Raw genomic sequence first — 4,042 nt, 5'->3', positions numbered from 1 at the left:
ACCCCGGCCAGTTCCGGCCCACGAGCCCGCCTCCGAACCAGGACCGGCAGCAGAGCCGGAGCCCGAATCCGAGTCAGGGGTCGCAGCAGAACGGGTCGCATCACCAGCGGCCCCGTCCCGGGCACGATCCCGAGGCGCGGACGTTCGTGGAGACCGAGTGGGCGCCGCCGCCGTCCCAGCCACACGCTCAGCCGCAGGCTCAGCCGCCTTCGCAGGGGCCGCACCCGGGCCTTCCGCCGCAGACGCCTCCGCCGTGGGAGCAGCCGCAGCAGTACGCGAACTGGCAGCAGCCGCCTCCGCCGTCCCTGCGGGGCGCCGGTCCCGCCGGGCGTGCGGAGCGCCGCAAGACGCTGGTGGTCGTCACGGTCGCGGTGGTCCTGGTCGTGGCGGCGATTCTGGTGGGCGCGTTCATCCTGCGCGGCAAGCTGCGGACGGGCGCCGAAGCCCCGGCGGCGGCGCCGCCGAGCCCGGTGATCCGCGTCCAGGCCGCCGTGCTCGGCGCCCGCTGAGGGGATCAGCCGCCGGCGGAGAGGGCGTCCAGGGCGAGGCGGAGGTCGGCGACGTGCGCGTCGAGGTCGGCGGCGGGCTCGCCGGCCTGGAGCCGGGCCACGTCCTCCTCGATCAGCTTGACGCGCTCGTCGAGGGCCGCCAGCAGCCGCTCGCCGCCCGCCAGCACGGCCTCCCCGTCGCCCTCGGCGAGGGTCTGGCGCAGCAGCTGCGCCTGCCGCCTGAGCTGCAGGTTGCGGCGGTGCAGCTCCACGAACACCGACACCTTCGCGCGCAGCAGCCACGGGTCGAACGGCTTGGTCAGGTAGTCGACCGCGCCGGCCGCGTAGCCGCGGAACGCCTGCTCGCCCGCCTCGCCGCCCGCGGTGAGGAAGATGATCGGGATGTCGCGGGTGCGGGGCCGGGCCTTGATGTGGCCCGCGGTCTCGAACCCGTCCATCTCGGGCATGACGACGTCGAGCAGGATCAGCGCGAAATCGTCGTTCAGCAGTTCCTTCAGCGCGGCCTGCCCGGACGTGACGGGCACGACCTCCACCGGCAGCGCGTCGAGCACGGCGGCTAGGGCGGTCAGGTTCTCCTCGCGGTCGTCGACGGCCAGGATCCTCGTGTCGCTCGGCACCGGACTCCCTTACGTCAAACGACGGCCTCTGCCGTCCACCCTGCCATGACCGATCGGACGACAACAGTGAATCGTCCCAGGGTGAACATTTTTCATCCGGCCGGTGCGCAACGACCGTGACCTGTGCGACCACCGAGGATGAAAATTGTTCATTAAGAATTTCTAGGGCAGCCAGCCGGGTTTGACCAGCCCGGACTCGTAGGCGAACACGACGAGTTGGGCCCGGTCGCGGGCGTTGAGCTTGACCATCGTCCGGCTGACATGGGTTTTCGCGGTCGCCGGGCTGACCACCAGCCGGGCGGCGATCTCCTCGTTCGACAGGCCCTCGCCGACCAGCGCCATGACCTCCCGCTCCCTTTCGGTCAGGGCGTTGAGGCGCGGCGAGGGCGCGGGTTCCTTGGCCCGCGCGGCGAACTCGGCGATCAGCCTGCGGGTCACGGACGGCGACAGCAGCGCGTCCCCGTCCGCGACCGCCCGGACGGCGTGGATCAGCTCGACCGGCTCGGTGTCCTTGACGAGGAACCCGCTCGCGCCGCCGCGCAGCGCCTCGAACACGTACTCGTCCAGCTCGAATGTGGTGAGAATCACGATCTTCACGCCGTCGAGCCGGTCGTCGGACGCGATCCGCCGGGTGGCCTCCAGGCCGTCCAGGCCCGGCATGCGGATGTCCATCAGGATGACGCTCGGGCGCAGCCGCTTCGCCTGCGCCACGGCCTCCTCGCCGTCGCTCGCCTCGCCGACGACCTCGATGTCGGGCTGCGCGTCCAGCAGCGCCCGGAAACCGGCCCGGACCAGCACCTGGTCGTCGGCCAGCAGCACCTTGACCATCGAGTCCCGCGCGTCCGGCGAGCCACCAGAGACCTGCATGTCCGGTCAGTCCTCTCTCAGGGCGGACGCGCCGTCCGGTTCCGGTTGGTCCGGCCCAGGTCCGGCTTCGAGGGGGAGCGTCGCGCGGACTCGGAACCCGCCGCCCGGCCGCGGCCCCGCGTCGAACGAGCCGCCGAGCGCGGCGGCCCGCTCCCGCATGCCGCGGATCCCGCTGCCGCTGCCGCCCGGGTCGTCCAGGAGGGACACCCCCCGGCCGTCGTCGTCGACCTGCACCACGATCTCGTGCTTACCGTAGGCGATCCGGACCCGCGCCGTCACCGGGCCGGGACCGGCATGGCGGCTCACGTTCGTCAGCGACTCCTGCACGATCCGGAACGCGGCGAGGTCGGTGCCCGCGTGCAGCGGACGGCGGTCCCCGGTGGTCTCGGCGTCGACGCGGAGCCCGGCGGCGCGGGCGCGGGCGAGCAGATCGTCCAGCCCGCCGAGGCCCGCGGTGGGGGTGCGGGGCGCGGTCTCGCCCTGCGACCGCAGCGCGCCGATCACCCCGCGCATCTCGGTGAGGGCCTCCTTGCTGGCCTCCTTGATGGCGGCGAGCGCCGTCCGGGCCTGCTCGGGGTTCTCGTCCATCAGGTGCAGCGCCACCCCCGCCTGCACGTTGATCATCGAGATGTTGTGGGCGAGGACGTCGTGCAGCTCGCGGGCCATCCGCAGCCGTTCCTCGCTGGCCTGGCGGCGCTCCTCCTCGGCGCGGGTGCGGGCCGTCTCGGCGGCCCGCTGGGCGCGCATCCGGAGCAGCTCGGACGTGACGAGCACGACCAGCGCCCAGCCGGTCACGAACGTCGCGGCGACGGCGCTGGGCTCCTGGGGCGCGAACCATCCGCTGCCGCGCTCCTCCTCCGGGACGCCGATCAGCGCGGACAGGCCGAAGAAGGCGGCCAGGCCCGCGCCCGTCCCGGCCCAGGCGGCCAGCCGGTGCCCGGCGACGACCGCGGCCATCATCGCGACGCCGAGGGAGAACGGCGCGGGTCCGTAGGGGTAGGCGCGCAGCAGGTACAGCGCGGTCACCGCCCCGACCGCGGCCAGCGTGAACACCGGATTCCGGCGGCGCAGCAGGAGCAGCGCCGGGCCGGCGAGCAGGAGGCCGAATCCGAGGGGGTCGAGGTCGGCGTGGCCGACGCCGGAACCGCCGCCGGAACCGCCGCCGTCCGCCCACGGCGGTCCGGACCCCTCCCGCCCCCCGCCGTGCTGCGCGCCCATCGACCCGAACACCTGGACGAACGCCAGGAGGGCCGGGACGATCCACACCGGCCAGGCGGCCGGACTCGGCCAGTGCGGCCTGCCCGGGCCGTGCGGCGGCGAAGTGCTCATGTCTGCACGTTAAGTCATCGAGGTCAGGGCACACGTCGGCCGTGGGGAGTCAGCGTCCGTACTCCTCGGGACGTACCCGCGCGAACGGGGCGGCGCGTCCACGAGCGGGATCAGCGCGTCCATCGGACGGGGAGGCGCTCGAAGCCGTGCCGGGCGTTGGACGGCAGCATCACCGGCTCGCCCACGATCTGCGGCAGCCCGGGACGTTCCAGCAGCGCGTCGAGCAGCGCCCGCAACTGGACGCGGGCGAGCCGCGCGCCCAGGCAGGCGCGGAACCCGAAACCGAAGCAGAGATGGGACCGGGCGCCCCGGACGAACCGGTCCGGCAGGAACTGCCCCGGGTCGGGGAACACGTCCTCGTCGTGGTTCGCGGAGACGAGCCACAGAGTGACCCGTTCGCCGGCCAGCAGCGGCACACCGCCGATGACGGTGTCGCGCTGCACGATGCGCCAGACCTGGAGGACGGGCGTCCACCAGCGCAGCATCTCCTCGACGGCGCCGTCGAGGAGCCGCTCGTCCCACCGCGCCTCCTGCAGCCGGACGTACTGCGCGGGGTGGCGGAGCAGCGCGTAGAGGCCGCCGGCGAGGGTGTTCCGCAGGGTCTCGGGAAGATCGCGGACGACCTCGGCGATGAAGTCGACCGTCTCGCCGTACGGGACGCGGGCGAGCATGGCCCGCGCAGGCGGGTCCATGTCGATGGGGGCGGGGGCGGGCCTGTCG

General features: G+C 73.7%; 4 protein-coding genes and 1 pseudogene. 1 reads left to right on the top strand and 4 read right to left on the bottom strand.

What is annotated here, in order from left to right; translation table 11 throughout:
• Positions 1 to 509 (top strand): annotated as a pseudogene (locus E1287_RS44475) (hypothetical protein); the annotation flags it as partial.
• A 5-nt stretch (positions 510 to 514) separates the two neighbouring features.
• Here E1287_RS44475 and E1287_RS42335 read toward each other — a convergent pair.
• From E1287_RS42335 to E1287_RS42320, 4 genes are all read right to left on the bottom strand, one after another.
• Positions 515 to 1,126, bottom strand: a complete 612-nt coding sequence (locus E1287_RS42335; RefSeq protein WP_131971638.1) for a response regulator — start codon at positions 1,124 to 1,126, stop codon at positions 515 to 517.
• Between the two features lie 162 nt (positions 1,127 to 1,288).
• Positions 1,289 to 1,954: a response regulator transcription factor gene (locus E1287_RS42330; RefSeq protein ID WP_131971640.1), complete on the bottom strand. Its 666-nt coding sequence runs from the start codon at positions 1,952 to 1,954 to the stop codon at positions 1,289 to 1,291.
• A gap of 45 nt (positions 1,955 to 1,999) precedes the next feature.
• Positions 2,000 to 3,322: a sensor histidine kinase gene (locus E1287_RS42325; RefSeq protein WP_131971636.1), complete on the bottom strand. Its 1,323-nt coding sequence runs from the start codon at positions 3,320 to 3,322 to the stop codon at positions 2,000 to 2,002.
• A gap of 110 nt (positions 3,323 to 3,432) precedes the next feature.
• Positions 3,433 to 4,042 (bottom strand): cytochrome P450 (locus E1287_RS42320; RefSeq protein ID WP_131971634.1); only part of this gene is annotated, 610 nt, incomplete at its 5' end.

Source organism: Actinomadura sp. KC06 (assembly GCF_004348735.1).
Classification (GTDB): Bacteria; Actinomycetota; Actinomycetes; order Streptosporangiales; family Streptosporangiaceae; genus Spirillospora.
The sequence above is the reverse complement of the archived record's forward strand: the minus strand, read 5'-3'. Positions and strand labels throughout refer to the sequence as shown.

Coding starts and splice junctions, on each gene's coding strand:
- E1287_RS42330 (WP_131971640.1), bottom strand. CDS start 1,954: ATGGTCAAGGTGCTGCTGGCCGACGACCAGGTGCTGGTCCGGGCCGGT.
- E1287_RS42325 (WP_131971636.1), bottom strand. CDS start 3,322: ATGAGCACTTCGCCGCCGCACGGCCCGGGCAGGCCGCACTGGCCGAGT.